At 37.1% G+C, this 26,995-nt stretch carries 27 protein-coding genes, 1 pseudogene and 1 riboswitch; of the genes and pseudogenes, 14 read left to right on the top strand and 14 right to left on the bottom strand.

Features of this window, described 5'->3' with window-relative positions:
- Positions 1–715: 715 nt before the first annotated feature.
- The gene (locus BFJ97_RS08160; protein ID WP_068984155.1) at positions 716–1,321 is read left to right on the top strand and encodes a hypothetical protein; all 606 of its coding nucleotides are present in this window, start codon (positions 716–718) and stop codon (positions 1,319–1,321) included.
- 641 nt (positions 1,322–1,962) lie between these two features.
- On the opposite strand, the gene BFJ97_RS08150 is transcribed toward BFJ97_RS08160, so the two are convergent.
- Complete coding sequence (locus BFJ97_RS08150) at positions 1,963–3,465, bottom strand: SH3 domain-containing protein (protein ID WP_068984153.1); 1,503 nt, start codon at positions 3,463–3,465, stop codon at positions 1,963–1,965.
- 482 nt (positions 3,466–3,947) lie between these two features.
- Between BFJ97_RS08150 and BFJ97_RS08145 the strand changes: the two genes are divergently transcribed.
- Complete coding sequence (locus tag BFJ97_RS08145; RefSeq protein WP_068984152.1) at positions 3,948–4,145, top strand: hypothetical protein; 198 nt, start codon at positions 3,948–3,950, stop codon at positions 4,143–4,145.
- A gap of 306 nt (positions 4,146–4,451) precedes the next feature.
- Here the strand turns inward: BFJ97_RS08145 and deoD are convergent, their stop codons facing one another.
- A complete protein-coding gene (gene deoD / locus BFJ97_RS08140; protein ID WP_068984151.1) occupies positions 4,452–5,159 on the bottom strand; it encodes a purine-nucleoside phosphorylase in 708 nt (235 codons plus the stop codon).
- 114 nt (positions 5,160–5,273) lie between these two features.
- Positions 5,274–5,492: a YozE family protein gene (locus BFJ97_RS08135; protein ID WP_068984150.1), complete on the bottom strand. Its 219-nt coding sequence runs from the start codon at positions 5,490–5,492 to the stop codon at positions 5,274–5,276.
- Positions 5,493–5,891: 399 nt separating this feature from the next.
- Here BFJ97_RS08135 and BFJ97_RS08130 point away from each other — a divergent pair, with 399 nt between their 5' ends.
- Both BFJ97_RS08130 and BFJ97_RS24030 read left to right on the top strand, forming a co-directional pair.
- Positions 5,892–6,635: a formylglycine-generating enzyme family protein gene (locus tag BFJ97_RS08130; protein ID WP_068984149.1), complete on the top strand. Its 744-nt coding sequence runs from the start codon at positions 5,892–5,894 to the stop codon at positions 6,633–6,635.
- 35 nt (positions 6,636–6,670) lie between these two features.
- Positions 6,671–7,003 carry a hypothetical protein gene (locus BFJ97_RS24030; protein WP_139114398.1) on the top strand — a complete coding sequence of 111 codons (333 nt, stop codon included), beginning with the start codon at positions 6,671–6,673 and terminating at the stop codon, positions 7,001–7,003.
- Positions 7,004–7,040: 37 nt separating this feature from the next.
- Here the strand turns inward: BFJ97_RS24030 and BFJ97_RS08125 are convergent, their stop codons facing one another.
- The 6 genes from BFJ97_RS08125 to BFJ97_RS08100 form a co-directional block, all read right to left on the bottom strand.
- Positions 7,041–7,319 (bottom strand): hypothetical protein, encoded by a 279-nt coding sequence (locus BFJ97_RS08125; RefSeq protein ID WP_068984148.1) that lies wholly within the window; start codon positions 7,317–7,319, stop codon positions 7,041–7,043.
- A 54-nt stretch (positions 7,320–7,373) separates the two neighbouring features.
- Positions 7,374–7,802, bottom strand: coding sequence for a peptide-methionine (R)-S-oxide reductase MsrB (gene msrB, locus BFJ97_RS08120; RefSeq protein WP_068984147.1), 429 nt, complete (start codon positions 7,800–7,802; stop codon positions 7,374–7,376).
- On the bottom strand, positions 7,795–8,328 hold the full coding sequence (msrA, locus tag BFJ97_RS08115) for a peptide-methionine (S)-S-oxide reductase MsrA (RefSeq protein ID WP_068984146.1): 534 nt from the start codon (positions 8,326–8,328) through the stop codon (positions 7,795–7,797). Before msrA ends, msrB begins: the two co-directional genes overlap by 8 nt.
- Positions 8,329–8,340: 12 nt before the next feature.
- Positions 8,341–8,922: a YpmS family protein gene (locus tag BFJ97_RS08110; RefSeq protein WP_068984145.1), complete on the bottom strand. Its 582-nt coding sequence runs from the start codon at positions 8,920–8,922 to the stop codon at positions 8,341–8,343.
- Between the two features lie 4 nt (positions 8,923–8,926).
- Positions 8,927–9,859, bottom strand: coding sequence for a GDSL-type esterase/lipase family protein (locus BFJ97_RS08105; RefSeq protein ID WP_223554349.1), 933 nt, complete (start codon positions 9,857–9,859; stop codon positions 8,927–8,929).
- Between the two features lie 188 nt (positions 9,860–10,047).
- The gene (locus BFJ97_RS08100) at positions 10,048–10,890 is read right to left on the bottom strand and encodes a DegV family protein (protein ID WP_068984144.1); all 843 of its coding nucleotides are present in this window, start codon (positions 10,888–10,890) and stop codon (positions 10,048–10,050) included.
- Between the two features lie 271 nt (positions 10,891–11,161).
- Between BFJ97_RS08100 and trhA the strand changes: the two genes are divergently transcribed.
- Positions 11,162–11,797 carry a PAQR family membrane homeostasis protein TrhA gene (gene trhA / locus BFJ97_RS08095; RefSeq protein ID WP_068984143.1) on the top strand — a complete coding sequence of 212 codons (636 nt, stop codon included), beginning with the start codon at positions 11,162–11,164 and terminating at the stop codon, positions 11,795–11,797.
- 55 nt (positions 11,798–11,852) lie between these two features.
- On the opposite strand, the pseudogene BFJ97_RS08090 reads toward trhA, so the two are convergent.
- Positions 11,853–12,389, bottom strand: a pseudogene (locus tag BFJ97_RS08090) (HIT family protein).
- Between the two features lie 396 nt (positions 12,390–12,785).
- Positions 12,786–13,265 (bottom strand): dihydrofolate reductase, encoded by a 480-nt coding sequence (locus BFJ97_RS08085; protein ID WP_068984142.1) that lies wholly within the window; start codon positions 13,263–13,265, stop codon positions 12,786–12,788.
- 175 nt (positions 13,266–13,440) lie between these two features.
- Between BFJ97_RS08085 and BFJ97_RS08080 the strand changes: the two genes are divergently transcribed.
- The 3 genes from BFJ97_RS08080 (at position 13,441) to BFJ97_RS08070 (ending at position 16,453) form a co-directional block, all read left to right on the top strand.
- On the top strand, positions 13,441–14,358 hold the full coding sequence (locus BFJ97_RS08080) for an alpha/beta hydrolase (RefSeq protein ID WP_068984469.1): 918 nt from the start codon (positions 13,441–13,443) through the stop codon (positions 14,356–14,358).
- A gap of 62 nt (positions 14,359–14,420) precedes the next feature.
- Complete coding sequence (locus BFJ97_RS08075; RefSeq protein WP_068984141.1) at positions 14,421–15,617, top strand: class I SAM-dependent rRNA methyltransferase; 1,197 nt, start codon at positions 14,421–14,423, stop codon at positions 15,615–15,617.
- Between the two features lie 293 nt (positions 15,618–15,910).
- Positions 15,911–16,453: a GNAT family N-acetyltransferase gene (locus BFJ97_RS08070; protein WP_068984140.1), complete on the top strand. Its 543-nt coding sequence runs from the start codon at positions 15,911–15,913 to the stop codon at positions 16,451–16,453.
- A gap of 137 nt (positions 16,454–16,590) precedes the next feature.
- On the opposite strand, the gene BFJ97_RS08065 is transcribed toward BFJ97_RS08070, so the two are convergent.
- The 3 genes from BFJ97_RS08065 to BFJ97_RS08055 form a co-directional block, all read right to left on the bottom strand.
- Entirely contained in the window at positions 16,591–18,579 is a 1,989-nt protein-coding gene (locus BFJ97_RS08065; protein ID WP_068984139.1) for a S9 family peptidase, read from the bottom strand.
- A 382-nt stretch (positions 18,580–18,961) separates the two neighbouring features.
- On the bottom strand, positions 18,962–19,621 hold the full coding sequence (locus BFJ97_RS08060) for a precorrin-3B methylase (protein WP_068984138.1): 660 nt from the start codon (positions 19,619–19,621) through the stop codon (positions 18,962–18,964).
- A gap of 54 nt (positions 19,622–19,675) precedes the next feature.
- A complete protein-coding gene (locus BFJ97_RS08055; RefSeq protein WP_068984137.1) occupies positions 19,676–20,671 on the bottom strand; it encodes an ABC transporter substrate-binding protein in 996 nt (331 codons plus the stop codon).
- Between the two features lie 420 nt (positions 20,672–21,091).
- Positions 21,092–21,276, bottom strand: a riboswitch (cobalamin riboswitch).
- Between the two features lie 324 nt (positions 21,277–21,600).
- On the opposite strand from BFJ97_RS08055, the gene BFJ97_RS08050 reads away from it, so the two are divergent.
- The 6 genes from BFJ97_RS08050 to BFJ97_RS08025 all read left to right on the top strand — a co-directional run bounded on the left by BFJ97_RS08050 (position 21,601) and on the right by BFJ97_RS08025 (position 26,923).
- Positions 21,601–23,541 carry an elongation factor G gene (locus BFJ97_RS08050; RefSeq protein WP_068984136.1) on the top strand — a complete coding sequence of 647 codons (1,941 nt, stop codon included), beginning with the start codon at positions 21,601–21,603 and terminating at the stop codon, positions 23,539–23,541.
- A 375-nt stretch (positions 23,542–23,916) separates the two neighbouring features.
- Entirely contained in the window at positions 23,917–24,303 is a 387-nt protein-coding gene (locus tag BFJ97_RS08040) for a DUF5071 domain-containing protein (protein ID WP_068984134.1), read from the top strand.
- 157 nt (positions 24,304–24,460) lie between these two features.
- Positions 24,461–25,072 carry a VanZ family protein gene (locus tag BFJ97_RS25645; protein WP_083226956.1) on the top strand — a complete coding sequence of 204 codons (612 nt, stop codon included), beginning with the start codon at positions 24,461–24,463 and terminating at the stop codon, positions 25,070–25,072.
- 27 nt (positions 25,073–25,099) lie between these two features.
- On the top strand, positions 25,100–25,246 hold the full coding sequence (locus BFJ97_RS24620) for a hypothetical protein (protein WP_175401717.1): 147 nt from the start codon (positions 25,100–25,102) through the stop codon (positions 25,244–25,246).
- 422 nt (positions 25,247–25,668) lie between these two features.
- Positions 25,669–26,118 (top strand): NUDIX hydrolase, encoded by a 450-nt coding sequence (locus tag BFJ97_RS08030; RefSeq protein ID WP_068984132.1) that lies wholly within the window; start codon positions 25,669–25,671, stop codon positions 26,116–26,118.
- Between the two features lie 355 nt (positions 26,119–26,473).
- Positions 26,474–26,923 carry a hypothetical protein gene (locus BFJ97_RS08025; RefSeq protein WP_068984131.1) on the top strand — a complete coding sequence of 150 codons (450 nt, stop codon included), beginning with the start codon at positions 26,474–26,476 and terminating at the stop codon, positions 26,921–26,923.
- Positions 26,924–26,995: the final 72 nt, after the last annotated feature.

The raw sequence follows: 26,995 nt of genomic DNA, 5'->3' as shown, positions 1-26,995 counted from the left end.
TTTCCAAAACAATAATGAATTTTCAACTTCACCAGTCTAGGGCTTGCGTATGATAACAATTCAGTACACGCAAGTCCTTTTGTTATGGTCCCCTCTTAATTGAAGATCCAATGGAGCGGTATTGTACATCATCACCGCAGACATGCTACGCTTTTCATGGCATACGTTTCACATTTGCCCCTTTTTAACGGGATAAAGGAAACAAAACGTTAAACACTAACCCTACTCACAAAGAAAAGGCTCAGGCAGGTGCTTTAATCAATGATGTAAAGTAAAGGCTAGTCTTTTTATAATTTCTTCCAACTACTAATCCCTTGATACGCTTATACCTGTAAGTATATTTAAATCGCTGTGATAATAAGTATAAAAGGATTGTACACAAGTCCTTTTGTTATGCTCTCACATTGACCCGAGAGCAGTCTGCCATCAAGTATCCATCTATCCCATACTCGAATCATCTGAGCACTGATCTGCGGGACTTAACAAAGCACCAGCTACCGGAACTTCTTCACAATTTACTTTATCAACTTACACACCTCTCCACCCCAACATTTGGAAATGTGTTAAACTAGACCAAACAACTGATCATTCAGATATCCAACGAACGGCGCAGATTAGCAGACTATAAGCAAAGAGCCATCGAAACGACGGAAAGAACAACTGAAGCGACGGAAAGTAGATTTTGGTTTTTTAAAATGAGCTCTAGGGGGGACTTATGTTAATTTCCACAATAATTTTGGGCTGGATAGGAATATTGATATTTTTAATTATTGTTTTTACATTTCAAAAGTTGGTTAAAAATAACGAGTTTGCTTTTTTGCATAACTTAATGGCATTGATGTATGCAATGTGGTTTCCTTTACCATTGGCTTTGTACCAATTATTAAATTCGGAATTTCTAAATGTGGGGACAATATTTGGCTTAGTTTATTTAATTATGATAGTGATTACAATGACACTTCAAACAGGTCATATTACATATATAGTAAAACATAATGTTAATAAATCAATTACAGATAAACAAGGAGATTATATGATGGCAACATTATCTAATCCTTTCGAAGGATTGGCAAATGTTTTCAAAAGTATTTGGGCATTATTTTTAGGATTTACTTTCTGGAATAGTAGAGAATTATTAATGGCAAGTATTATGTTTTTATTCAGTTCACTAATTTTTTATTATTTATTTATAGTGCTGGATACAAGCTTAGTAAAACGAATCAAGTTTTTTTCAAAGGCAAAAGCCAATACACTTCTAATTAATCTTGAAACATTATTTTTCTTCATAGTTTTGATGATTTATATTACCTTTAATTCTTGAAGGAAGAAACGAACTTTGTGGAGATTTAAACTTAGACTAATGGGGCTTTAGTTTAATTAAGATTAGGACGAACCAATAATTGTAAATGCGCTATAATATACCAAACAACTAATTATTCGGTTATTCAACAATCGAGCCAAATTGCAGAACTTTCCAAACAACTATATCAAGAGAAAGATGAGGGGAAACAATGGACATATACTTTATTCTTAATATGCTCAGAAGTATTACTGCTACCTTTTTTCAAAATGGCATATGGGTAATAGGATTCTTTTTCTTATTAAATAAAACATACGAAAATGAAAAGCTAAAGCAAGTTTCTAAATATATTGTTGGTATCTTTTTAATATTATTATTTATTGACTCCGTAATGGTAAGTATATAGTCGTGCTACAAACAGGTGCTTCTCTCCAAAAAGAACAGGACTTACGTGTATGATTCAACCTCATTACATGTAAGTCCTTTTGTTATGCTTCCTCAACCTCTCCTGTAGCTTCTCACAAGACTTTGTAGCTCCCATCAAGCAATCTCTTTCAATGAATTTAGTTATGAAAGGTTCGAGGAGGATCAAGAAAGGATTTATTAAACATAAAAAAGAAAAGATGACTTTTATAGTCACCTTTTCACTTGTAAGTAGCAATTTAGTTATTGAATATTTGTTCGTAACGGTGGAAGAATGCCACTGTGTGCGCTCTTGCTAGAGAATCATTTGGTTTAAACTCTTCATTTGTTTTAGTAGTTGTTAAACCATTATCACGAAGGAATTTAATAGCTTCTGACTGAGATACAGTCTTACCATAATGCATTGAAGCTAAGATACGAGCGAAGTTACCCCGTGTGATATCCTTCCCTGCAATGGCTTGTTTGGATGCTGTGTTTGCACCTAGGACTGGTAGAGAGTATTTTGTAGCCAGTTGGTAGTTTACATCTCCATACCACGAAGTATTAGCAATCGTTGAAGCTAGTTCTGATGGTTTGAAGTAACGAAATAGGATAGATAACATTTGGTTTTCCGTTAAGTTATTGTACGGTTTAAGTAAGTTTTCGTACTTACCTGTTGATGAGTTTTTCACGTTTGGGTATCCACTGATGATACCGATGTTGACTGCCCACTTAAAATCCTCAGCCCAGTATTGGTTTACATTGTAATCAGCAAACTTTGATACATCAACGTTTCCCGTTGTTGGAGGTGTTGGCGTTGGTGTTGAAGCTGAGTAGTTTAGATAACTTGATGCTACATACCCCTTTGTCCCGTCACTTCTTTTCACAGGATACCAAACAAAATGGTTTTTCTTCGTTGATACTTCTTCATATACAAAAGGACCCGTAATGGTAACAATTTCTCCTTCACGTAAAGTACCCATAGATGGACTATCCGTAGTAGGTCTTGTCCTTAATGTTACATTAGTTGTTGCACTAACTTTTTGATTTGTTTCAAAAAAATACTTTGATTTATTTAATGGTAAATCAAAATCATAGTTCATCGCTGAAAATTCAATATTTTCCCTGCTGTTAGAGTCATATTGAAAATGTTCGGGTAAAAAAGTTAGCTCCGTTAAGCCTATTAATTCCGATTTCTCAATAATTTGGAGAATTCTTTCTTGATAGGCATTTGCATTTCTTTCACCAGTTGCTTGGACAATTGGACTATTTACTGGCTTAGTACCGTTATAAGCCATGATAGCGAAGTACCAATGTTCCAGTACATCTCTTTCCCCACCGTTGATGCTAGGTAAATCCTTCCGCTTAAACATATTATTTAGAGTCTCTACACCAGCTTGAATATTATAGACAATATCGCTTTTTAGTCTATCTTGATTGTAGCCGGCTTGATTTGTAATTTGCATAACACCAATTCCATTATCAGCTGTCACAATCGCTTCACCATTCTTATCGAAATGACGCCAATTTCCACTTTCACCTTCCGCTATTGCCTTCACAATTTCAGGAGGAACATCATAAATCAGTGCTGTTTCGGTTAACAAACAGTTCATTGTGGAAAAATCAGGATTTCCTTTCGATGCCGAATCATAATCACATGTATTTGCAATATTATTAGCTAATACATTTTTATCTATATTTATAGATAGAGAGAGGGCACCAATGGCAATAACACTAATCAATGGTTTCAATATCTTTTTCATATGTGATTATTACACTTCCTTTCTAATTTTCTAAAGTTAAAAGATTCATATACGTTATCATAAACCCAATATTTAGGATATGGGTAATAGTCAATGTTTCTTTTATTTAACAGGATTGAGTGATAAATGATAGCCCTAACATATATTGTTTAATATGGATTCTGTGAAAGGGTTGTAAATAGTGATTGTTGGATTTTTACCTTTTTGTTAAATATGTAAGCTTCCTAAAGTCCATTGAGACAAGCCCAAGCCAAATCTATCAACTGTTACAGGATCTTTAAATATCGTTAAATGGGTCTGTAAGCTTGCTACGATTGTTGTTGTAAGCTAAATCAAACTTAAAATGATTTAGACCTAATCGTCTCGCTATGAGTAACGGTCAAACGATTAAGTTGCACAAATCCTACTAATATCAAAAATACATTAATGCTCTCACTTGCTTCTTCATTTACAATTACATGTAAAGAAGGAGGAAATAGAGAATGGATTTTTTTATAGATAATTCAGTTATAAATAACATGGCAATTCAATTAGCTCTTATTCTAATAATCATGCTTGTAGCAGGTGTTGCTATAGGAGTGGTTTTGAAAATAATTAAAGCCCCACAGTGGGTTTTCAAACCTTTTATTACGTTAGCTATCCTAGTTGGAATGTACTTTGCGTTCAATATCATAACTTAACTTCACAAACCATCTAACGAATGGTCAGCACGGCTTTCATGATATTCTATTAAGGCATCAAATCTATTATGGCATTGTGAAAGCCTTATGTGCTGAACTGCATACGTGTGGCATAGCTTTATATGCCGCAAACAACCTTCAGCAAAAATATCCTAAGAATAGTGCTACGGAGCTTTTCAACTCTTTATAATCAAAAAAACCTCAACAGGCTCTCATTTATCGAGTCACCCATTGAGGATTAAAAACTTCTTAATTTTTAGTGTAGTCCCTTTGAAATTTATTCCAAACTTCAAACCCTTGATAAGACTACTCTTGAATAGCTGCTTCTAAAGCAACAACGATCATGTCGTTGAACGTTGTTTGGCGTTCTTCTGCTGTTGTTACTTCACCAGTTAGAATGTGGTCACTTACTGTTAGGATAGAAAGTGCTTTACGGCCATGTTTCGCTGCTAATGTGTAAAGTGCCGCAGACTCCATTTCCACTGCAAGTACGCCGTATTGAGCTAATTTTTCGTTTTGGTGCTCATCAGAGTAGAACATATCTGCTGTGAAGATATTACCCACTTGTAGGTTTAAACCAGCTTCTTTACCTGCATTGTATGCTTTTAATAGTAAATCAAAGTCAGAGATCGGTGCGAAATCGATATTGTTGCCCCAAATGATTTGGTTCATACGTGTATCAGAAGTTGCTGCTTGCGCTAAAATTACGTCACGAACTTTTACATCTTTTTGAATTGCACCACAAGTACCTACGCGGATTAATTTTTGAACGTCATATTCTTGCATTAATTCTGTAGCGTAAATCGAAATTGAAGGCACGCCCATACCAGTACCTTGTACAGAAATACGTTTACCTTTATACGTACCTGTATAACCAAACATATTACGAACTTCGTTATAGCAAGTAACGTCTTCTAAAAACGTTTCAGCAATGTATTTAGCACGTAATGGATCTCCTGGAAGTAAAATTGTGTCAGCGATTTCGCCTTTTTTTGCATTAATATGAATACTCATACTGCAATCCCTCTTTTCTGTCAGTTATCACTTTAAATAATACTGTGTTTCTCATAATTTCGCAATGCTAGACGTCTAGCAACTTAAAATAAATTCTATTGTTTTAACGTAATTTCACCCATGGTCTACGTATAAAGACCATAATTCATCAAACATACCTGTTGTTAAGTTGTCAGTGGCGAACGACTCAATATAAGTAGATAGCTCATCAAAGTCTGTGCTTTGCTTCGGAAAATTATGCTCATTGAACATTTCCTCCGCAAATCGTACCTTCGGATCTGACCAATCCCCACCTCTGAATGTCAGTACATACAAATAAAAGCTCTTTTTCATACAAATTTCCCCTCTTTACTCATCTACTTTCCGCTAGTTTATCAGAAAATATCTTCTTAGTCATAACAATGAAACATTTATTTCGGAAGGTTTTCTTTATTTCTGCTACGGGTTGCTCACTTTTCCTAGGGTCTCCTTTCGCCACAATCACCCTAGCATTTGATAGTCTGCGGAATCTTGCCTCCGAATTTAAAGTTTAAAGTGTCCCTGAAACATGTTCATAATAAATGATGCAGATTCATAATCTAGCGCAGGAGTTTTTAAAATTTCGTTCATCATTATTGTATGGATGTTAGATTATGAACGACCAATATATGAGCAATTTATTTTAATCCATGGATGGATATCGTACGATGAAAGTAGTGTCTAAAAAAAATTATTAATGATATGGAGAGAACTATGATAACGAACTTAAATCATTACTTAAAAGAATTAATGGTATATATTCCTGAAGGAGAAATCCAATTACGAGATTTTCGAAACGAGCAGAAATGGATTAGTTCAAACTATAAATTTGGAATGCCGGGTATAAGAAAAAATTTAAAAGAGGTTATTTGGAATGTTGAGATAAAGCCATTTTATCTTGCCAAATATACTGTAACAGAAGAATTTTATTCGATTATTATGGGGAAGAGTTTTTTAACATCAAAAGATCAAAAACCAATTGTTAATGTTTCATGGATAGATGCTGTGAACTTTTGTAATTCATTGTCTGATGCTCTAGGCTATGATAAGTTTTACGATTGTGATAAGAAAAGTAAATCAGTTGTATGCAATCCGAGTTCTAATGGTTTTCGATTACCGACCGATGCTGAATGGCAATATGCATGTAAAGCAAATTCAACAGGATATCGCTATGGTACTATTGATGACATTGCTTGGTATAAAGATAATTCTAACGAACATGTACACAAAGTTGGTGAGAAAACACCTAATGAATGGGGCTTGTACGACATGATAGGAAATGTTTGGGAGTGGTGCTGGGACTTATACGATGAAGAGATATTTGGTAATTACCGAATAATTCGAGGAGGCAGTTGGGCTGAAGAAGAACGTGGATGTGGAGCTACTTGTCGACGTAAGAGTATGCCTGATTTCTTTATTGATGATATCGGATTTAGAATTGCTAGTTCAATCATTTAATATTTCTAATCAATTGTGACGTTCTATCCATCAGTTTGACGAGTTTATCCGTCGTTTCGATGACTCTATCCGTCGCTTCAGTTGTTTTTTCCGTCGGTTCGAGGGCTTTTTCCGTCGCTTGCTTGTTCTTCCGTCGTTTCGATGACTCTATCCGTCGCTTCAGTTGTTCTTTCCGTCGTTTCGAGGGCTCTTTCCGTCGCTTGGTTGTTCTTCCGTCGGTTCGACGACTCTTTCCGTCGCTTCAGTTGTTCTTTCCGTCGGTTCGAGGGCTTTTTCCGTCGCTTGATTGTTCTTCCGTCTTTTCGACGACTCTTTCCGTCGCTTCAGTTGTTCTTTCCGTCGATTCGAGGGCTCTTTCCGTCGCTTGATTGTTCTTCCGTCTTTTCGACGACTCTTTCCGTCGCTTCAGTTGTTCTTTCCGTCGGTTCGAGGGCTCTTTCCGTCTCTTGATTGTTCTTCCGTCGTTTCGATGACTCTTTCCGTCGCTTCAGTTGTTCTTTCCGTCGGTTCGAGGGCTTTTTCCGTCGCTTGCTTGTTCTTCCGTCGTTTCGATGACTCTATCCGTCGCTTCCGTTGTTCTTTCCGTCGTTTCGAGGACTCTTTCCGTCGCTTCCGTTGTTCTTTCCGTCGTTTCAGTTGTTCTTTCCGTCGTTTCGAGCGCTCTTCCCGTCGCTTTTGAAACAATTTTAAAACAGTAAAAAAACTCCTAGCACGATATAATCCTGCTAGGAGTTTGTCTTATTTAAATAATGAAAGATATTCTACATAGCCATCTTTTTCTAAATCTTCTTTTGGTACAAAGCGAAGTGCAGCGGAGTTAATACAATAGCGTAAGCCACCACGTTCACTTGGTCCATCAGGGAAAACATGTCCTAAATGAGAATCTGCTTCACTGCTTCGAACCTCTACACGACGCATTCCATGTGATGTATCGAAATGCTCTGTGACTTCTTTCTGTTCAATTGGCTTTGCAAATGCAGGCCACCCACAACCTGAATCGAATTTATCAAAGGAACTAAACAATGGCTTGCCTGAAACGATATCTACATAAATACCTTCTTCAAAGTGTTTATCATATTCGTTGCGGAATGGTGGCTCTGTGCCATTTTCTTGGGTCACATAATACTGCATGTCTGTTAATTCTTTTAAGCGTTGTTCTTTATTCATTTTTTTGCCCCCAGTGTTGCTCCTGAAACGCTTTGCGACCAGAACCGACAGCATAGCGCTCGTAATGCATTGGATTTTTCTTATAATAATATTGATGATAGTCTTCAGCTGGGTAAAACGTACTAGCTGGTAAAATTTTTACTGCAATGGGCTTATCGAACTTACCAGATGCCTGTAAATCTGCCTTAGAACGTTCTGCTAATTCGCGTTGCTCTTCATTGTGATAAAAAATTGCAGTTGTGTAGGACTCCCCGCGATCATAAAATTGTCCACCTGCATCTGTTGGATCAATGATTGTCCAAAATGTCGCAAGTAATTGCTCGTACGAATAATACTCATCATCAAACGTAATTTGAACCGCTTCAATATGCCCCGTCGTTTCAGAGCAAACTTGCTCATATGTTGGATTGATAACATGTCCACCTGTATAACCTGAAATCACTGATTCAATGCCAGGTGTTTCATCGAAGGGCTTGACCATACACCAAAAACATCCACCTGCAAATGTTGCGAATTGCTTTGCCATTCATTTCACTCCTTATTCACCAGGAACAATAACTTCCAGTAAAATCTTATCGTTTGGTAAATCTAATTCTTTTGCTTTGATACGTGATCCTGAAGCAATATCTATGCGCGATAAGTCAATATAGATTTCTGCCTTACTTGGATTGATTGTAATAAATGAAGGGAATTCCAACGAGTCTCGCATAATTTTCATCGCTGTCTCCGGCGGAATATTTAAAAGCCCAACATTCATTCCTGTCTGTTTTAAAATAATATTACCTTTCTTATCGACAATGGGATCGAAGTTCATTGAAATTGGAATTTCTGTATAGAACACCGTTAATGTACTTCTTAATTCAATATCATCATCGATGGTAAAGTCCAACGGTAATGGTGATCCTTTAGAAGCATCCTTTAAATACTTTTTCGATATAGATTCCAATTCCTTCGTTGTTGTTTGGACAACGAGAACATTCCCTTTCACTTCATTTTCACCATCTGAACTCTCTGCTAAATTTACTCCATCTACTGGTCTAGTTGCTAAATAAACGACGAGGAGGATTGCAAAAAGCACTGTGCCCGCTAAGGCAAAAAATGCGAATTTCCACTTATTCATTTTGTCACTCCTCGAAGCCTATTTCCTTGTTAATCTTTTCTTCCATACCACATTTCTCCATTGCTTCTAAAATACGTTCATTCATTTTCTCATATCCTTTTGCATTTGGGTGGAAGAAATCCGTATGATAAACGAGCTCCTTATTCGAAACAAACAGGTCCTCCACGGATACGTAGCAAGCATTAACATCTTCACTCGCTACATCTTCAATGACTTTATTCCACTCCGTAATAATCGAATCAAATTCATTGGCTTCATTTGTCACGATCGAGAATGGGTTATAAAAACCGATTAGTAATAAGGGCACTGTCGGATTTTTTTCTCGAATGCCGGCAATGATTTTACTATAGCGTTTCTTAAATGCCTGCAATTCTTTATCAAAAGCATCTCGTTTTAAATTCAACAGATCTTTCCTGACGATCTTCATGACATCATTTCCACCCATTGTAACGGAAATGAGTTGTGCTTCTTGCAACTCTTCATCATAATGCCCTTTTTTCACTAATTTTAATAGCTGATCACTACGTCTTCCTCTCTTTCCTCGATTATCGACCTCAACTTCAGAAATCGAGGGCCAAGCTTCCAATGAATCTGCTAACCTACCTACAAAACCGTCTTCACTATACTCATCACCGACACCGGCTGTTAAAGAATCGCCGAGTGCCAAATATTGTAGTTGCTTTGCGTTTTCATCATCAATTTGCCGTAAATCCTCGGGAGTTGGTTCAAAAAAATGTTCAAAAATCTGCGTCAATACATTCCTTGAGGTTTTTTCCTCATTTTCCGTTTGTTGCTCATCTTGGCTCATATCTTGCTCCGTCCCTGCTTGCTCCCCTTCTGGTTCAGCTTGCGGATTCGGTTCATCTATTGATATTTCACAACCACTTAGTACTAAGACGGTCAAACATGACAAAATTAGCATACGCCAAATGTTCATTTGACCACCTTCCATCATTTGCTGTTTCTTCTATTATAGAATAGTTTATGCTGCAATGAAAAGTGACTAACCTAGGTATTCTGTAAAAGTGCGCATTTTTTCACAATGTATAACTTTCTTAAGGCATGCATTTTTCCATTCCATATAAAAAAAAGCCACTACAAAACTTATGTAGTAGCTATCGTATATTATTCTGCAAAAAACATGAAACCAATTGCACCTGGGCCAGTATGTGTAGAGATGATTGGTGAAGTAAAGGCAATTTCTACTTCATTTACACCTGTTCCCTCGATCAATTCTTTTAATGGTCCACCCATCGTTGTCATTCCATCGGCGTGGGAAATTCCAACTGACTTAACTGTTTTTCCGGCAGTATCTGCTTGGAATTGTTTAAATAAGTAGTTGACAACCTGTTTATGGCTACGCACTTTGGTTACGGGATTGTATGCGCCACCTTCTAAGTTTGCAATTACTTTGATGTTCAGTAAAGAACCGATAAAGCCTTTACCTTTCCCAATACGTCCGCCTTTAATTAAATTATCAAGTGTGTCGACAACTACATACAAATACGTATTTTCGCGAACCTTGTCCAGACGTGCCATAATTTCCTCGACAGTTGCACCTGCATCACGCATTTTAATAGCTTCTCGTAATTGGAAAGCTAGACCAAAGGCGATAAAACGTGAATCAATAACAGTCACATTTGCATCAGTCATTTGCGCTGCTTGACGAGCCGATTCAACAGTACCACTCATGCCACCAGTCATATGAATTGAAATAATTTGATCTCCGTCTTTTCCTAGTTCATCAAATAGTTCTTTGAATTTCCCCGGCGCAGGCTGCGAGCTTTTAGGCAAATTTTCGGAATTCTGCATAAAGCTTAAAAAAGATTGTGGCTCTATATCAACACCATCTGTATATGTTTTTCCATCAATTTGAATCGATAAAGGCACAATATGTATACCATGCTGCGCTACTTCCTCTTTTGTTAAATCACAAGTTGAGTCCGTTACTATATGAATTCGTCCCACTTCGACACATCCTTTTACATCATTAAAATTAATTATATAGACTAATGAATCATTGTAAACATGACATTTGTCATTAGACATCACTCTATTTAGTCCGTTTTGAATCACTACCTTGGTTACTATAACGTTTTGTCGAGTACTTGTCTAACAAAGACCTTCAAACAAATAACCATACCTATGACAATTTTGATAATAAATACATGACAATTGTAAATAGCAGGATAAAAATTATTGGCGTATAATAAATATATGCACGAAAGGAGTGTTCGTTATGCTAGATTCATTTGACTATAAAACATGGAAGGAAGAATTGTGGAATGCCATTACTCATGGCATTGGATTTATCGCAAGTATTCCAGCGCTAGTTGTACTTATTTTAGCAGCTGTACAAACCGGAAGTGCGCTCCAAATTACAACGTTTAGTATTTTTGGTGCCTCAGTCATCATTTTATTTTTAATGTCGACGCTGCTACATAGCATGCCTGAAAAATATAAACACATTTTCGCCATTCTTGACCATTCTTCTATTTATATTTTAATTGCCGGAACGTATACACCATTTCTACTAATTGCGATTGGTGGCACGTTAGGTATTACATTATTATGTATTATTTGGTCACTTGCGTTATTAGGCGTTATTTTTAAATGCTTCTTCATTAATCGATTTGAGAAGCTTTCTTTAATTTTTTACATCGGTATGGGTTGGTTAATTATTTTTGCCATTAAGCCTGTCTATCTTTACTTAGGTGTTAATGGCTTTGCTTTACTGTTAGCAGGTGGGCTTTTCTATACGATTGGCGCCATCTTTTACGCATGGAGATCCCTGCCCTACAATCATGCAATTTGGCACCTCTTTGTGTTAGCTGGTTGTGGCTCTATGTATGCTTGTGTTTATTTTTACTTGTAGGTATTAACAAAAAATCGCTCTCTTAGACAAAAGGAGCGATTTTTTGGTGTATTTACTATTCACTACTTATTTCCTTCGTTAATGCCTTGACTGCATGCATGACCTCTCGAATATTTTCTTCATGATTCATTTCTAGCATGAAGTAAAACAGGTCTCATCGATTCTACGGAGCGTCCGAATGCAGACATCCATTCATAGCGCGGCACCATCCAAGTATGAAAATGGTGTGTCGTATCTTCCATTATAGAAATAATAGACATGTTCTATACCTAATACTTCCCTTTGTTCCTTTCTAATTTTTGATAAAAGGTTTATGTAATCCATTTTCTCCTCATCGTTAAGCACATCCAAACATGTAATATGGCGCTTTGAAGCTAGAATGATTAATCCCTTGATCGGATAAGCAACATCTTGATGGGCATGAAAGTAGTCCGTTTCAATCACCACACCTCCATCTGGTTCAACTTCTTTCAGCGGGTGTCCAAACACCCGTTGAAGGAAGTTGAAGCCTCCGGCGGATATCCGCTCGTTATGGCACAGCTCAAACATTCCACTTCTACCTTTTTCCATTTGCCAATGTTATTTTCCTCACAGTTGTCCCCCCTCTTTTGAATGTAATTGTTGGAATGTTAAGCAGTAAAAAATCTCATCGATTGCCCTCAGGAACTATCCGGCATTTCGATATTTCTATCTGTCGCTTCGGTGACTCTTTCCGCTCTTTCCGTCACTTTGACTTTTCTATCCGTCGTTTCGGTAGCTCTATTCATCGCTTAAAAGTTCATCCGTCAAGGCCAGGTTTATGTCCGCCGATCGGGTAAAACGGATTTACTGGTAAGATTTTTACATTGATAGACGTCGAATGCACCAATCAACCTCACGTTATGATGATAAGCCTTATAATCATTTATTCCACAAATATTTCCAAACGCCTTCCGTTATACAAAAAAGCACGGTCATTAGATCACCGCGCTTACCAATTCCTATTTGTTTAGTTTTTACGTTCAAAAATCTGATATTGGAATGTATAGCCTTCTTTTGCTGTCACAGGCTCTTCTGAGGATATTTCCACAAAATCCTGTTCGTAGTTTGGGAAATATGTATCCCCATTAAAGGAATGATTGATTTTTGTAATGTATAGGCGATCGGCGATTTCCATGGATAAGCGGAAAATTTGCTCGCCACCAATAATCATAATTTCTGGAACATCTCCAGCAAGAGCGAGGGCATCCTCTACACTTGTCACCACTTCAATCCCATCCGCATGATAGTTTTCATCACGAGTAATAACAATATTACGACGCCCTGGAAGCGGTCTACCGATGGATTCGAATGTTTTTCGTCCCATGATCATTGGCTTCCCCATCGTTTTATCCTTAAAATATTGTAAATCCCCAGGCAAATGCCACGGCATACCATTTTCATATCCAATCACATAATTCGTATCATGTGCCACTATTAAAGAAATCATCTATTGTCCCTCCAAATACATTGTTCACTATATTATAAACATATTTTTACTTTACAATCGGATTATTTCTGCTTTGTCATAAAATAATTTTCTTTTTCACATATTAAATCCTAGTAAAATTATATGAATAGTTTATAATAGGATTAACAAATGCAATGAAAAAGGATTGATGATGATGACAACATTAAAAAATGAAGCGATCCGTTATATAAAAGCAAGTGATTCTTCTATGAAGTACTATGATTTAACACCTCAAGAAGCGCGAGCAATAAAAGTAGTGCCAAAATGGACGTCACCACATAGCCCACAGCTTGCGGCAATCGAAAATTGCAAAATATCGGTTCGAGATGGCGCACAAATTAATGTGCGCATTTATAGACCTGTATTAGACAAAATACTTCCTGTCATTGTTTATTATCATGGAGGCGGCTGGGTATTTGGAAATTTAGACTCTACAGATGCAGGTTGCCAGCTATTAGCAGAAAAAGCCCAAGCCATCGTTGTCTCGGTCGATTATCGCTTAGCACCAGAATACCCATTTCCTACCCCACTCTACGATGCCTATGACGCTTTAGAATGGGTTGACGAAAACATCCAACATTTTGGCGGAGATGCATCAACAATCACAGTGGCTGGTGATAGTGCCGGTGGAAACTTAGCAACCGTTGTAGCTTACTTAGCCGCTACATTAAATGGACCAAAGATTACAGCTCAGGCACTTATTTATCCTGTAGTCAATGTTGATTTTACAACGGATTCCTACAGTGCTTATGGGGAAGATTATGGTTTAGACAAACAAGGAATGCAATGGTTTGCGGGTCATTACACAGATAGACAAAACTATAAAAATCCACTTGTTTCCCCACTTCATATGGAAGACTTAAGCGTTTTACCGAAAACAATGATTATTGCAGCAGAGGCAGATGTTCTTTATGATGAAGGCCTTGAATACGCGCAAAAACTAGCTGAGGCAAATGTAGAAGTAGAGCATATTCATATGCCTGGATTAATTCATAGTTACTTCAGCAAAATGGCGTTTTTTGAGGCAGCAACGATTGACACAGTTGAAAAAATCGCTCATTTCGTGAAATAAGTTTGTCTATTCATATAAAAGAATGCGATAATAGAGCAAAATGTTTTTTAAAGGATGACAACATGACACAAACAATTGCTTTACAAATTAACAAACCCTTTTCTGATCAATTAAAAAAAGGCTATCCTCTTATTTCAAAGGATGCCGTTGATGCACGTCATCTTCCAAAAGAGGAAGGCGCACTATTAAGACTTACGGATGTTCATAACCGCTTTATCGGCACTGGATACTTCGGCTTACAAAACAAAGGTATTGGATGGGTACTAACAACCGATGCTAATGAAAAAATAGACAAAGATTATTTTATTAAAAAGTTTAAAAAGGCCATTCAAAATCGGGAAGCATTTTTCAATGATCCTCACACAACAGCCTTTCGTATCTTTAATGGCGAGGGTGATGGTATTGGCGGTTTAACAATTGACTTTTACGATTCTTACTATATGGTGAGCTGGTATAGCGCAGGCATTTATTCATTTAAAGAAACGATATATGAAGCACTTGCAGAGACTGTAAACTACAAAGCCATTTATGAGAAAAAGCGTTTCGATACTAAAGGTCAATATATGGAACAGGACGATTTCGTCATGGGAACACCTGGCGAATTTCCGATTATCGTATCGGAAAATAGTATGCAATACGCTGTCAATTTAAATGATGGGGCAATGACAGGTATTTTCCTCGATCAACGAGAAGTGAGACTTGCCATTCGTGAACGTTTTGCAGAGGGTAAAAACATGCTAAATACATTCTCATATACTGGTGCATTTTCTGTCGCGGCGGCACTTGGAGGCGCAGTAAAAACAACAAGTGTAGATGTGGCAAAGCGTAGTTTAGCTAAAACAATTGAGCAATTTAGCGTCAATAGCATTGATTACGAAGCACAGGATATTAAAGTGATGGATGTCTTTAACTATTTTAAATATGCTCAGCGCCATAATTTAAAATTCGATCTTGTTGTTTTAGATCCACCTAGCTTTGCACGTACGAAGGAAAGAACATTCTCAACTGCGAAGGACTATCCTAAATTACTGATGGATACAATCGCCATTACCGAGAAAAATGGTATCATTATTGCATCAACGAACAATGCAAGCTTCGGTATGAAAAAGTTCAAAAGCTTCATTGACCAAGCCTTTAAAGAAACAAAAACACGCTATAAAATTGTTGAAGAATACGGCCTACCAAAGGATTTCCGTGTGACACGTGAATATCCTGAATTCAATTATTTAAAGGTTGTTTTTATAGAAAAACTCAACTAAATACTACACAGACAGAATCGCTTTCTTAGCATTCTGTCTTTTTTGTTTGGGAAAATTTTTTTATGATAACCCCCTCTCGTGTCATTGTCCAAATTTTCCGCTTGTCATATAATGTAATTTACAAATTATAGTTCTTTCACCATAACGTGGGGTTAATGTTCGTTCCGACTGGGCACTTTTCTAGGGCGTCCAGTCGGAACGGACATCAACGTATCCCATGGCATACGTTTAACATATGTCATCCTCAATTTTTGGTGATGAGTTCGAAATAATAATTTAATGGAGATGATTGAATGGCATATGTTCCTGAAAAATTAATGATTACAACAAAAAGGCTTGTTCTTAGATTATTTCAAACATCTGATGCAGAAACGGTTGCGACACTTTGCAATAATTATAATATTTATAAAAGCACGATGTACCTACCTTTTCCGTATAGTATAGATGATGCATTATCATGGATTGAATTCCATTATGATAATCTTATCGAGGATTTTTCGTATGAGTTTGCAGTTACAGATAAGGAGACTGGCGAATTATATGGATCAATTGGATTATCGAACAATATTGATTTTAACCAAGGTGAAATAGCCTATTGGATTGGCGAGCCATATTGGGGAAAAGGCTATGCTACGGAGGCGGCGCAGGCGATTCTACAATTTGCTTTTGAAGAAAAGAAACTGCACAAAGTGTTTGCCCGCTATTTTTCATCGAACCCCGCTTCAGGAAAAGTAATGGAGAAGATTGGTATGAAACAAGAAGGAATTTTAAAGGATCACGTCATAAAAGATGGTAAATACGAGGATATAGTTTATTATGGGATCATTAATAAATAGCCTAGTCTCTCAAAAAGGTGTTCCTACTATCTGGTGCCTTTTCAATGTTGATTAAAACAAAGCATTCTCCCTCACAATGTAAATTAAAAAAGTGGCTTAAAAAGTATTTTCACGTTTTAAGCCACCAATATTTTCTCTTACAGATATTCCACAAACCAATCCCTAATATATTCTAGTCTATTGATTCTTAACGTTGGTTTTCCGCTCCTTGAAAGTTCGTGATTGGATTCAGGGAAGCGAACAAATTTTGTTTCTTTTTTACGGTGTTTCAAGGCGATAAATAATTGCTCTGCCTGTTCAATCGGACAACGATAGTCTTTTTCGCTGTGTAAAATTAACAGCGGCGTCTCCACATTGTCCACATATTTAAGCGGTGAATGATGCCATAGCTTCTCTATATTGTCTAGTCCCGCTTGGATTTGCCAGTCATTGAAGTAATAGCCGATATCACTTACGCCGTAAAAGCTAATCCAGTTAGAAATGCAACGTTGCGTAACAGCGGCTTTAAAGCGATTGGTATGTCCGACAATCCAGTTTGTCATAAAGCCCCCGTAACTCCCACCTGTTACACCGAGACGGTCTTGATCAATAAAATCATAATGCTCCAATGCAAAATCAACAGCAGCCATTAGATCATGATAATCATTGCCGCCATAATCACCACGGACTGCATCAACAAATTTCTGTCCGTATCCATGACTTCCCCGTGGATTCGTATAGAGAACCGCAAAGCCTTGTGCAGCAAGGATTTGAAATTCATTAAAATAGGTGTTGGCATACATCGCATGCGGACCACCATGGATTTCAAGAATAAGTGGATATTTTTCCCCTTCTTCATAGCCGATTGGCTTCATCATCCAGCCGCTTACTTTCCAGCCATCTGCCCCTTCATATTCAATTGCTTCTGGCACAGATAATTCTCTCGTCTTTAAAAATTCTTCATTCACCCTAGTCAGCTGTTCCTTTTCACCAGTATTTAAATTTACGTAAAATAGGTCGCCAGGATTTGTCGTCGTGCTAATCGCGACTACCGCTTTATCATTTTTTGGATCAAGTGAAAAACCATATACATACTGATCATCATGAATAGCGGGATATAATTCTCCAGAAAGGTTGCCAAAATAAATGGCTGTATTTCCGTGATCTGTCACTTGGAAGTAAAAGCTTTCACTATCCTCCAACCATTGAACACGCGGAGCAACAACACCTTGAAGGAAATCACCCACAACAAAATCACCGACAGGCGCGTCAAATTCACTCGTTACACATGTCGTAAGGTTATGTTCCAAATCATAAATCCAAAGCTTGGCATGTGTCGCATTTTCAAATTCTCTTTCACTTCCAACATAAGCTATGTAGCGACTGTTCGGAGACCATGAAGTTTGGTAGAACATCCCTGTTCCTTCCGTTAGCTTGCGCGCATGTTTCGTTTCTACATCCAATAAGTACAGATCACTCATGAATGAAAAATCTAGATCCTCTGTTACGTCTGCACTGTAAGAAAGATATTTACCGTTTGGAGACCATGTACCAACCTGGAAATGATGTTTTCCTTCCGTCATCAGCTCTAATTTCCCAGATTCAAGATTGACGCTTGCAATTTGAGTAAATTGCTCCATATCCAGAAATCCAGCTGCATCTGACTTATGTTTCATCTTTTCAATTTCAAGTGGTTTTAGTTCTTTGTCTTCTTTCTTATCATGTTCAGCTTGATCATCAATGCTTTCATTTTTACCAAGCTTTACAGAGAAGGCTATTTTCTTGCCACACGGCGACCAAACAGGTGATGTCGCACCGTTTTTACAATGAGTCACTTGCTTCGCCTCTCCACCTGTTTTAGAAAGCACAAAAATTTGTGGTTTGCCATTTCTCGTTGACACAAACGCGATTTTACTGCCATCTGGAGACCAAATAGGTGAATTTGTTTTATCTTCACCAAATGTCCATTGTTGAGGAATTTTTTCATCCAAGTTTATGTAATATAAATTAGACACATAGTCTTTTTTCTTGTCGTCGATATAAGTCCCTACATAGACTACTTCTGTTCCATCAGGTGATACTTGTGGATTTGCCACTGATTTTAATTGATATAGATCTTCCGGTTTAATCCCTTGTTTGGATGTCATATTTTCCCGCCCCTTTTTGTTAATTGCATTACATAGTACAATATTTCGACGCCCTAAGTATTATTCCTCCTTATAAACAGAAAATTTTTAAAATTACCCGTGTTATACCTTATTTGAGATGTTTAAAAACATACACTGAAAAAAAGTAGCTGCTTCGCAATAATGACGAAGATCTACGGATATAATTTATTTCAAAGTATGCAACTTTTACCTAAACGCTCTCCTATTACTAATACTTGAGAAATAGCTTCACGAGGAGATGAACATATTGGCGCTGGATTATTGTCAAAAATACCATGAAAGTTGGCTCGAGTATTCCAATAGAAGAAACAAAAAGATGGTCTAAAACTCAAAAAAAGTAGCGTGTTTTATCATCACTTTTTTACATTTTCCAATACTCAGCAGAATTTGTTCTGCGATAAAATTTATAAAAAGGTTCATTCGGACGAGCATGCTCATTATAGAGTCGAATGATTTCATGAAGTAAACTTTCAATACTGTCAACTGCCACCCTTTTAGCAAAGAGCGTCCCAGCTTGCGCATTTGCCCCCATTGGCACCGCCCCTAAATAGACATCAAAGCTATCTTTTTGATAAACAAGGCCAATATCATCATACACTGCATTGTAGCAGGCAGAGGCACAGCCATTTACGTTTAAACGTAATCTTGTAGGGACCAATATTCCTTCTAATGAATGAAATAGCTGTTCAGTAATCGGTGCTGCCTCCATCTTATCCCCATCACAGAAATCGCAAGCCTTCATCACAACAATTGGTCCTTGCTTTGCCACATACAGGCCAGCATCTTGTAGCTCCTTAGTCGTATCTGCTACATCTACTGTCGGAATAGATAATAATATACTGTAAGAAGTGGAGTATTTGATTGCACCAATTTCTCCTACAACCTTTGCCATTGCTTGAAATTGTGCAGGGGTATAATGTTTATTAATAATACCCGGGCTAACTGCAAGTCGTGTAAACTCTCCATTATGATTTAGCTTTTCAAATGTTTTGTCCGGTATATTTTTACAAAATGCATTCATTTATAACTCTCCTTATAAAAAAAGAACTAGCAAGTCGCTAGCTCCTTATTTAGTCTAAAAGTTTTCAGGGTAAAAGCCTTTTGCTAAAATTTGAATAGCTTCTGCAGCACGAACCCCTTCTGATGCAGCAGAAAGCGGTAAGATCACAAAGTGTTCATTTTTAACAGCTTCCATTTCTTTTAAGGCAGGATCATTTTTTAAGAAGTTAATTTTTTGTTCCGCCTTTGTTTCTCCGTAATCAACAACAACAACGACTTCTGGATTACGATCTACTGCATCTTCTTTTGATACCGTAGTCCATCCTGATTCCACATCACCAAAAATATTTTTACCACCAGCAATCGTCACAAGCTCATTCATAAAGTTTTGTCCAGCAGTAAGGACATCTTTATCACCACTATCAAACACTAATACACGCAGTTCTTCCCCATTTTGTGGTAATTTCGCACGTACAGCTTCTACATCTTTGGTCATTTGTGCAATTAAAGCATCTCCACGTTCTTCGACACGGAATATTTTTGCGATATTTCGGATATCTGTGAAAATATCTTCTAATGTTGGTTTCGTCATACTTGAGGCTGTATGTAAATAAGTGTGAATCCCTAATGCCTCAAGCTCTTCCTGTGTACCAACACCTTTCTCTCCAAAGGCGCTTTTCCAACCGCCGTATAAAAAATCTGCTTCTGCATCAATAACCTGTTCCTTTGAAGGATACTGTTTAGCTAACACAGGCACTTTATCGTAGGCAGCTTGTAGGGGCTCATAAATATTGTCATCTAAATAGGCGGTACCTACCATAGAATCTTCCAAGCCTAATGCCAACATAATTTCTGTTACATGTTGATTTAAGCTAATCGCTTTTTTGGGTGCTTCTGTATACACTTGTGTCGTTCCATTATTGTCAATTGTGATCTCTGTCTTGTCAGTTTGTGCAGGCTCTACCTTCTCACCTTGTGCAGCTGATTCTGATTTGTCCTTTGCATTACATGCTCCTAGAATAGCGATTATTGCTATTGCAAAGACAAGCCACAAGCTTTTCCATTTTTTCATGTCCTCGTCTCCTTTGTGTCAAATATATAGAAAGAAATCCCTTGACTTCCTCGCTACTGAATGATCAATTATACCTCGGCATAATTGCGTCCGGATTCGGCTTTGTGCTTAGGCCAGCAAATGTTTTTTGTGCGAAAGCGAAGCGTCAGCAACAAATGTTTTTTGTGCTTAGGCCAGCAAAAGGGTTTTAACTGCGCGAAAGCGTAGCGGCAGCGGCAACACAGCACCGATGCAGGTCAGTTAGCCGTTATCGCAACGATGCTGTGGTTTTAGGCTAACATCCCCTAAGACCACCTTACCGAATCCACACCCGCTAAACATAAGTTAAAAAGGGCATAAAAAAACCCCTTGTTTCCAAGAGGTTCGCATAGTGAAAGATGGGTTCTACAACCTATTCACTAGCCCCATCCTCGTGGTTTAAGCAAAGATTACATATTGGCAGGTATCCTGGCTTAGGTTCATCATCTATACGCCTTCCCATAGCATGGCTACAGTGGCATCTTGTATAGACTCCCCATTTACAGTTGCGGGACAGCATCGGATTCGCACCGATTTCCCTTTTAAGCAAATGACAAATCATTTGCACCAATACATCTATTATTTTTTAAAAATGATATTGTTAGACTAGCAGAAGAAATTTATGTTCGCAATCTCTCGAAAAAATAGAAAAATAAGTATTATGAATATAGTAGCACTATTTCGACATAAACACTAACTATTTTACATGAAATATTTTTGTTCCACATAACTAGCAGATAGCCAAGAAGTTTAACGGAAGATTAACAGCCCGGAAATGCCCTATTACTTTAGGACAACAGGGTGTTCCTCTATCGAGTTGGGGTGGCGAAACCCTCACTGATTAGTAGTCTTTACTTTATTTTATTTCTGTTACAATGATATTGGACGAAAAAAAGAAACGAGGATTTTTTATGCATAAAACAATTGGTGTACTCGCTCACGTCGATGCAGGAAAAACAACATTTTCTGAGCAGTTACTATTCCATACAAACAGTATTCAAGCCCGTGGTCGAGTTGATCATCAAGATACATTTCTAGATAATCATGAACTCGAGCGTCAGCGAGGCATTACTATTTTTGCGGAACAAGGTCGCATGACGATTGGAAACGATACATATACGTTAATCGATACACCTGGGCACGTCGATTTTTCGCCAGAAATGGAACGTGTTATTCGTGTTATGGATTATGCCATCATTGTTATTAGTGCGGTCGAAGGAGTACAAGGTCATACTGAAACCGTGTGGCAACTTTTACGCAAATATCATGTCCCTACCTTCTTCTTTATTAACAAAATAGATCGTGAAGGTGCAGATGTCGAAGCCGTTATGACACTGCTTCAAAAAGACTGCTCTAAGGATGTACTATTAGTAGATGAACCGCTCCGTTCTGATTTTGTTTCCAATCACATGATGGAGTGGCTTGCTGAGCGTGATGAGCAGCTTCTCGATGCTTTTCTTAACGAGACGTTGGATAGCGTTAACTGCCTGACTCATATACAAGCGATGATTAAACAGGAAAAGGCCTTTTTATGTTTTACTGGCTCTGCCTTAAAAGATACTGGGATAAAAGAATTCATTTCACAGCTCCCTCTACTTACTGAGACACATTTTAACAACAATGGAACGTTCCAAGGAGAAGTATTTAAAATTCGTCATGATGGACATCAACGCTTAACTTTTATGAAGGCATTACAAGGAACTCTGCGTGTTCGTGATGAATTTTCGTTTGGAGATCTAACTGAAAAAGTGACGGAAATTCGATTATATAATGGAAATCGCTATGAAACAGTCCAAGAGGTTGAAGCTGGGGAGATTTTCGCAGTCAAAGGGCTAAGTCTCGCAAACATCGGTGATATCATCGGTAGTACGACTAACCCGCAGCCCTATGAGTTAGTACCGACCTTGCAAGCAAAAGTCCAATATGCAGGCGATCAGCATATAAAAGAAGTGTTAAAAATTTTCCGTATCCTTGAAGCCGAAGAACCAACTTTACGCGTCGTATGGCATGAAAAATTTCAAGAGATTCATGTCCATATTATGGGCGTCATCCAGCTCGAGGTGCTTGCCGAAGTCCTTCACAAACGTTTCTCACTAGCTGTCTCATTTGGTGAGCCACAAATTTTATATATGGAAACAATCGCCTCAACTGTAACAGGCTACGGCCATTTTGAGCCATTAAAGCACTACGCCGAGGTACATTTATTGATGGAGCCAAACACACGTGGTGCTGGCATTACATTTGTCAATGCATGCCATGCGGATGATTTATCGGTTGGCAATCAGCGACTCATAGAAAAACATGTATTCGAACGGGATCATCATGGCTTATTAACAGGTTTTCCTGTCACGGATATTCGTTTCACACTCTTAACGGGACGAGCGCATATTAAGCATACTGAGGGTGGCGATTTCCGCGAGGCAACATTTCGGGCATTACGGCAAGGTCTTGAGCAAGCAGAAAATATATTACTAGAGCCTTACTATCGCTTTAAGCTTAAAGCCCCTAGTGATTTTATCGGCCGCATGATGACCGATATTCAGCAAGCTTCAGGTACATTTGACGCACCAATCTTAACTGAAAATAACGTCATCTTAACTGGACGTGCCCCTGTCGCAACATTTATGAACTACAGCACAACCTTTGCCGCCTACACCAATGGGAAGGGTGTACTCTCATTGCAATTTGATGGCTATGATGTGTGCCATAATACAGAAGAAGTTATCGCGCAAATCGGCTACGATAAAAATGCTGATCCTGACTATACATCCTCTAGTATATTTTGTGCAAAAGGCAAAGGCTACTCCGTTCCGTGGCATGAAGCTGAGGCAGCGATGCATTGCATTAAATAATTCTTAGAATAAAACAGGACATGGTTTTATATGCATGTCCTGTTTTTTGTGATATATGCAAGATTCGACTGATTGCGCGTTTTACTCTGCTCCCGCGGGTATTCTCCTGTTTCGCGCGGATATTTGCTCCTCTTACGCGGATATTCTCTCCCCAATCGCGGGTATTTGTTCTGTTTCCGCGGGTATTTCCCTGCCCAGCGTGAGAAACCACCTTTACCTGTAAGTTATTTACAAACATTGCACAGTTTCTTTGCCTGTTTTAATACGCGATCACACCTTGTAAAAATTGCTTATATTCACGCTCGACAATTAGTTTAATAAAGACTGATATAATAAATAGATTGCCATATATAAAAATCTAAGGGAGGAATACATATGGAAAACTTTGAAGATCTTTTGCCAAGACATAAATTTGATAATGATAGAGTAGAAATAATTAAAAAAATGGATAGAGATATAATATTGCCTTTACTGCCTAACCTCCTCGAATGGATTCAAGATATGAATTGGCCAGTGGCAACAAGCATATTAGGATTACTTTTAACTTTTCCAGAAGAAATTGTCCCACATGTGCAAGATGTTTTATCTTCAGATGATGATAATTGGAAGTGGTTTGTTTTACACTTTTTGGTTATAAAATTACCAATTGAGTCAAAGGTTCAGTTTAGAGAGTATTTAACAAGAGTGGCTGAAACACCTACACATAATGAACTCGCAGAAGAAATTGATGAAATCGCAAAAGAGATTTTGGTAACAATTTAAAAAATATCCCTTATTCAACGATACCAGCTATAGTTTAATTAGGATAAGTACTTGTATTTATGATTAATCTTCATAAATACAAGTACTATTGTTACGCCCCCATAATCGCTTCTGCTTAACACATAGCTCTTTAGCACCCATAAGACTACTTATATAAATGTTTTCCTTTCTTCTCCACTATCAATGCTCACATACTCTTTATACACATCTGAAGACTTTTTTTACCATTTATCTACCAACATTTACTCTACTATGCTACAATCCTTATACAGAAATAATTTTCAGCAAATTAAGAGATGGGCAGGAATTTTCAAGAATGTTTAAAACGATTTGGAAAAGTTTTTTTACTATATATATATTAATGTTACTTATTTTTGTTGTGTTTAAGTTCAATGGAGATGTATACAGCGTTATCAATACTATTCGAACCAATAAGGACAGAGGGGTTGGTGTAAATCTAATTCCTTTTAGCACAATTGGAGCATATATAAGTGATATAAATGATAGTGTCTCTATAATAAACACCTTAGGTAATATTATTCCTTTTATACCGATGGGATTTATCATACCTATGGCTTTTCCCTCGCAAAGAAATGTATTTAAAACGATAATTTCCAGTTTATTATTGATTTTCAGCATAGAGATTCTACAAATCATTTTATTTTTAGGTAGTTTTGATATAGATGACATTATACTAAATCTACTCAGTTGTATTATAGGCTTCATGCTATTTATAACGTACAAAAATATCTTTAAAGTAGTCTCTTAAAAAGAGATAGTTAAGGGGTGGATTACTATGGCAAAGTTTATTGATGACTTGGCTGGTGCAATATACGATGTAATAAAGTTTGTATTACAAAGTCTAGGGTACTTAATTGCTGGTATGTTAATAGTGGCAATTCCACTTTACCTAATTGTGTGGGTATTTGAATTGTTTCAGTGACTTTAATAGTTATCATATTAAAAATTTTTAACAAACGTGGAGCTTTATTTCAATAAGAATAGGACTTGTATGTATGATTGAATCTCGTATATGCAAGTCCTTTTGATATGCACTAATACTTTCACATAATTCGGTCCTATAGTTCCACTCATATCTCTGTAGCAACCATAAGACACTTGTACAAACGATTCTCTACCTCTTTCTCAACCCTCACAAGCTTGTATGAGGTTTGACCACTATAGTTACTCGCAATCTCAAAGTTGAAACTGTTTAGACCTCATCGTCTCCCCATGCTGTAACGATTAATCCTCTTCAATACGCATTTACCATTTCCCTACCAACAAAAACTTTGCTATGTTATGATATTTTACAGACAGAATTTTTCATTTAATTAAGAAATTGGATTAAACATTGGAGGAAACATGAATTATATAAAATCTTTACGACAATATGTTGGAACAAGTCCTATTATTGCACCAGGTTCAGCAATCATTGTTTTAAACGAAAAGAATGAAATACTTTTGCAATTACGTTCAGATACAAATGATTGGGGGCTTCCAGGTGGTGGAATGGAAATAGGAGATAGTTTTGAAGAAACTGCTCAAAAAGAGTTGTATGAGGAAACAGGCTTAATCGCCCAAGAATTGAAATTACTTGGCTTAGCTTCAGGGAGAGAGTTATATTATAAATTTCCACATGGGGATGAAATTTATAATGCTACGGCAATTTTTAAGGCAACTGCTGTAAAAGGCACTATTACTCAAAATGAGGAAAGTAAAAACTTAGAATATTTCCCTTTAGAAAAACTTCCAAATTTAAATTATACAACATTGAAATTACTAGAAAAGGTTGGTTATATTTCAACTGATTAGATACGGGGTTATTATCAAACTCCCGTTATCCCTAACCGCTTCTGTAGATAGCTCTATAACAAACGATTAGACAACCTTGTATGAATGATTCATTCTCAACATAGGAACTTTATTACTTATTTATTTTGGTTGTATAGATTTAATCAATTCTGCCATGAGAGATACCTTTCCAAGTAGTTGCTTCCTCATTATTTTAATTTTGATGATTGTTGTGACTTGGTGTATTGATTTAGGCTTACGCAAACATAGAATATTAATTGCTGCGAGAAGTAACTAAACGAACGCAGTTTTCAAAAATTTAATTCCCTATTTCAATTAAAACGTGAAATAATGAGTACTTCTAAGAAGGATTTGTATGAAAATTATGAAAACAAGAGACTATTTTTTAATTCCTGCTTTTCTGGTCGCTGTTTTAGCTATTATTATAAGTTTACTAATGGGCGTTCAATATATAGCTAGTCTTATTCTAGATTTTAGATTCACAAGTATATATAGCTCAATTTTTTTATCAATTGGAATCATCATTGGTTTTATTCTTTTAATACCAATAAGCATTATATTAGAATCATTTGCCCTGCATATAGGTATAAAAAGTAAGGGAATCTATTTTTTGATTCAAATTATTCAATTTACCTTGTTCCTCTTTTTTATGGATTTATTAATATCTAATTTTTCAATTGTACAATTTAGTGATATTGCTAATAAATTCATCTACTTCACTATTACCTATGGATTCGTTTATATACTTGCAAAAATAGGTGATTTGATAAAAAAATCTGATGAAGAGATTCAACAAGTGGAGTAAAATGCGCAATTTTGCAACATCCAATTCACGAAATAGGATTGAATTTAACAACACCGCCATCTAGAAAGGACT

The sequence above is a fragment of the Lysinibacillus xylanilyticus genome (assembly GCF_001708185.1).
Taxonomy (GTDB): Bacteria; Bacillota; Bacilli; order Bacillales_A; family Planococcaceae; genus Lysinibacillus; species Lysinibacillus xylanilyticus_A.
The sequence above is the reverse complement of the archived record's forward strand: the minus strand, read 5'-3'. Positions and strand labels throughout refer to the sequence as shown.

Bases quoted from the DNA above. Each gene is read 5' to 3' on its own strand.
- BFJ97_RS08160 (WP_068984155.1), top strand. From the start codon at position 716: ATGTTAATTTCCACAATAATTTTGGGCTGGATAGGAATATTGATATTT.
- BFJ97_RS08135 (WP_068984150.1), bottom strand. From the start codon at position 5,492: ATGAAAAAGAGCTTTTATTTGTATGTACTGACATTCAGAGGTGGGGAT.
- BFJ97_RS08110 (WP_068984145.1), bottom strand. From the start codon at position 8,922: ATGAATAAGTGGAAATTCGCATTTTTTGCCTTAGCGGGCACAGTGCTT.
- BFJ97_RS08060 (WP_068984138.1), bottom strand. From the start codon at position 19,621: ATGAATGCATTTTGTAAAAATATACCGGACAAAACATTTGAAAAGCTA.
- BFJ97_RS08025 (WP_068984131.1), top strand. From the start codon at position 26,474: ATGAAAATTATGAAAACAAGAGACTATTTTTTAATTCCTGCTTTTCTG.
- BFJ97_RS08050 (WP_068984136.1), top strand. From the start codon at position 21,601: ATGCATAAAACAATTGGTGTACTCGCTCACGTCGATGCAGGAAAAACA.
- BFJ97_RS24620 (WP_175401717.1), top strand. From the start codon at position 25,100: ATGGCAAAGTTTATTGATGACTTGGCTGGTGCAATATACGATGTAATA.
- BFJ97_RS08075 (WP_068984141.1), top strand. From the start codon at position 14,421: ATGACACAAACAATTGCTTTACAAATTAACAAACCCTTTTCTGATCAA.
- BFJ97_RS08080 (WP_068984469.1), top strand. From the start codon at position 13,441: ATGACAACATTAAAAAATGAAGCGATCCGTTATATAAAAGCAAGTGAT.
- BFJ97_RS08030 (WP_068984132.1), top strand. From the start codon at position 25,669: ATGAATTATATAAAATCTTTACGACAATATGTTGGAACAAGTCCTATT.
- BFJ97_RS08065 (WP_068984139.1), bottom strand. From the start codon at position 18,579: ATGACATCCAAACAAGGGATTAAACCGGAAGATCTATATCAATTAAAA.
- BFJ97_RS08085 (WP_068984142.1), bottom strand. From the start codon at position 13,265: ATGATTTCTTTAATAGTGGCACATGATACGAATTATGTGATTGGATAT.
- msrB (WP_068984147.1), bottom strand. From the start codon at position 7,802: ATGAATAAAGAACAACGCTTAAAAGAATTAACAGACATGCAGTATTAT.
- BFJ97_RS08105 (WP_223554349.1), bottom strand. From the start codon at position 9,859: ATGAACATTTGGCGTATGCTAATTTTGTCATGTTTGACCGTCTTAGTA.
- BFJ97_RS08150 (WP_068984153.1), bottom strand. From the start codon at position 3,465: ATGAAAAAGATATTGAAACCATTGATTAGTGTTATTGCCATTGGTGCC.
- BFJ97_RS08145 (WP_068984152.1), top strand. From the start codon at position 3,948: ATGGATTTTTTTATAGATAATTCAGTTATAAATAACATGGCAATTCAA.
- BFJ97_RS08130 (WP_068984149.1), top strand. From the start codon at position 5,892: ATGATAACGAACTTAAATCATTACTTAAAAGAATTAATGGTATATATT.
- BFJ97_RS25645 (WP_083226956.1), top strand. From the start codon at position 24,461: ATGTTTTCCTTTCTTCTCCACTATCAATGCTCACATACTCTTTATACA.
- trhA (WP_068984143.1), top strand. From the start codon at position 11,162: ATGCTAGATTCATTTGACTATAAAACATGGAAGGAAGAATTGTGGAAT.
- BFJ97_RS08040 (WP_068984134.1), top strand. From the start codon at position 23,917: ATGGAAAACTTTGAAGATCTTTTGCCAAGACATAAATTTGATAATGAT.
- msrA (WP_068984146.1), bottom strand. From the start codon at position 8,328: ATGGCAAAGCAATTCGCAACATTTGCAGGTGGATGTTTTTGGTGTATG.
- BFJ97_RS08055 (WP_068984137.1), bottom strand. From the start codon at position 20,671: ATGAAAAAATGGAAAAGCTTGTGGCTTGTCTTTGCAATAGCAATAATC.
- BFJ97_RS08070 (WP_068984140.1), top strand. From the start codon at position 15,911: ATGGCATATGTTCCTGAAAAATTAATGATTACAACAAAAAGGCTTGTT.
- deoD (WP_068984151.1), bottom strand. From the start codon at position 5,159: ATGAGTATTCATATTAATGCAAAAAAAGGCGAAATCGCTGACACAATT.